This window comes from Ruegeria sp. HKCCD3925 (genome assembly GCF_057221175.1).
Genome location: NZ_JBWVBI010000016.1, coordinates 1 through 2,630 on the forward strand (window position 1 = coordinate 1; position 2,630 = coordinate 2,630).

General features: G+C 41.9%; 4 protein-coding genes. 3 read left to right on the forward strand and 1 reads right to left on the reverse strand.

What is annotated here, in order from left to right:
- On the forward strand, positions 1-796 hold a 796-nt coding region (locus AC2TEM_RS21340; RefSeq protein WP_480856415.1), incomplete at its 5' end, for a replication initiation protein.
- 218 nt (positions 797-1,014) lie between these two features.
- Here AC2TEM_RS21340 and mobV read toward each other — a convergent pair.
- Entirely contained in the window at positions 1,015-1,986 is a 972-nt protein-coding gene (gene mobV / locus AC2TEM_RS21345; protein ID WP_480856416.1) for a MobV family relaxase, read from the reverse strand.
- A 256-nt stretch (positions 1,987-2,242) separates the two neighbouring features.
- On the opposite strand from mobV, the gene AC2TEM_RS21350 reads away from it, so the two are divergent.
- Both AC2TEM_RS21350 and AC2TEM_RS21355 read left to right on the forward strand, forming a co-directional pair.
- The gene (locus AC2TEM_RS21350) at positions 2,243-2,416 is read left to right on the forward strand and encodes a hypothetical protein (RefSeq protein WP_480856417.1); all 174 of its coding nucleotides are present in this window, start codon (positions 2,243-2,245) and stop codon (positions 2,414-2,416) included.
- Between the two features lie 10 nt (positions 2,417-2,426).
- On the forward strand, positions 2,427-2,630 hold a 204-nt coding region (locus tag AC2TEM_RS21355; RefSeq protein ID WP_480856418.1), incomplete at its 3' end, for a hypothetical protein.

Here is a 2,630-nt window from a genome sequence, read left to right on the forward strand (position 1 = left end):
ACACACATCCATCAGATGGTTGGTTTTCGATTGTGATTATGCGGGTGCTATCGAGCGATGCGGGTATAACAACTTACCACCTCCGAACTTTCAAACAGTGACCAAATCTACGGGTAAGAGTCACATTGTTTACGGGTTAGAAGTGCCCGTTCATAAAACCGCCGTTGCTCGTGCGAAACCTCTACATTTATTGGCAAAAATTGAGTATCAAATTCGCGAGTTAGTGAGTGGTGATCGTGGTTATACGAACCTACTAACAAAAAACCCATTTCACAGTGAGTGGGATGTGTATCAATACAGGTCAGATCTCTACGATATGCCTGAACTCTGCGAGTGGTTAACACTACCTACCAAACTCCCGAAAAGGGCATCTGTCATAGGTTTGGGGAGGAACTGTACTCTCTTTGAAAATCTCAGACATTGGGCATACAGAGAGGTTTTGATGTATCGCTTATCAGCAAATTATCAAACATTTTCTGATGCTGTTTTGCTTCAAGCAATCGCATTTAACTCGTTTCCTGAACCTCTACCACAATCCGAGATCCGTGCTACTGCCAAATCAGTAGCAAAATGGGTGTGGAACAAATACACGGGTCGTGTGAGCGATGAGGAGTTTTCTGCGACACAATCCCGCAGGGGTAGGTTGGGCGGTTTATCTGGTGGTAGGGGTAGAACTACACAAGATGCTGAAAATCGCACCACGGCTCTAAAAATGAGGTCTGAGGGGCATACTATCAAGCAAATATCAGATGCTCTCAGTGTTGCTTACTCTACCGTAGGTAGATGGGTGAAATGAGGAAAAATCTCAATAGGCCATATCAGATATAAGCCAGTGGATAACCGTGGTTGTCCACATGGGGATAAGTGAGATTGTTACAATTTCATCTGTCAGCAAAGGTAGTTGCTCGTAGAGCAAAAAATAACTTCTAAAAAATGCTTTTACAGAGAACATCCACCTGACCGTTTTCAGCACGAAGTGCTAAAACTGGCAGGCATCAAACGAAGTGCGATAGTTCAAATTTTGAGTTGGCTAGATCTTCGATTAACAGCAGTATCTTGGGGGGTAGTCGTTGCTACCCTCTTTTGCTTCGCAAGTTCACTTTGCTGGTTGGAACTTTCTAACTTCTTGTAGTGGTCAGTGAACTGTTGAACTTGTATGTATGTGGGATTTTCATATCCAGTTGCTAACTCAAGTTTATCTTTGAGAGTGTCAATTTGAGCCAGCAACTTCTGATTTTCATCAGTCACTTTTTCAGTTTGTAGAACCTGCTTGAACAACAATATTCTGCTTGCTGATTTGTAAGCAGTGACCAAGTGTTTTTTGACTTTCTTCTGTAAGTTTGAAGGTTTGAGACGATCCCACAAACTAACGTTTTTCAGTTGTTGGTCGATCTCGTTGAATGCTCTTGTGAACACTTTCAACTCATCCTGGGCAATGCTCACATCACGATAGAACTGTCGTATGGTTTTGTGTTTTGCTCTGCTACCAGGTTCACCACGATCAAACCCCAAATGCTTAACAGCATTGTGGTAACTATCTTGGTATTGCTGCATCTTCTTGCGACCATCAAACCAATGGCCAGCACCCAATTTTTGAGTCTTTGGGTTCACTGGTTTAAAGATGATGTGTATGTGTGGGGTTGTCTCGTCGTTATGAACAACTGCCAACGCGATGTTGTTCTCACCAAAGGTTTTTTTTGCGAACTCCCAAGATGCTTTTTTCCACTCTTCAAACTGCTGTTTGGTGTCAAAACGAGAAGCAGTAAAAAGCACATCAACAAACCTACAAGCGTTGGATTTAGTGCCTTTCGGCACATCGTTCAAAAATTTTTGAATGTCATCCAACTGATGAAGAACTTCATTTTTCTGCTTGCGTCGCGGATCAGCATTGTGGACCTCTGCCAAACGTAAATGATGGTTGATTAAGTAGGTGGCAGATTTCACTGTCGCGTGTTTTTTGATTCTTGTAATGGCATAGTTTTTCATAATTTTTTGTTATAAGTTATAGACTTATCATACAAAAAAATTATTGAAAAACAAGTGCTGTTTTTGAGGTCCCCACCAGGCGAACTAGGACATTTATGTCCGTGGGGGTGCTTGCACCCCGTAGTGAGTTACATGACGCGTCATGTAAGTGCCTACGGCATCTATCGCTATCGCAAAAAAACTTACTGATGGACCTTGACAAAGCAAAAAAACCTTGTATTGTTAGTGTCATACATTGACTATACAGGGGCCAACAATGAAAAAAGAACAAATACTATCTGTGCGAACACCCAAAGAACTGATTGAGAAAGCAAACTATCATGCTCAATCACAAGATTTGAGCACCTCACAAGTTGTGCGAAAACTCTTGAGGGAGTGGGTAGCAGAACAAGATAAAAAACACCGTAAACAGCTCACAATCGCTGATTAACGGGGGTTTTATGCTGATACAAGAACAAGAAAAAAAGCAGCTCGAACTTTTCGTTAGCAACCTTCCAGAAAAGCCCTATTGCTCCAATGATTTGAGGTATGGATCAATCATCAGACCTCTACAGCAAGCAATAGAACAGAAATACATACAGCACAACAAACACACATCCATCAGATGGTTGGTTTTCGATTGTGATTATGCGGGTGCTATCGAG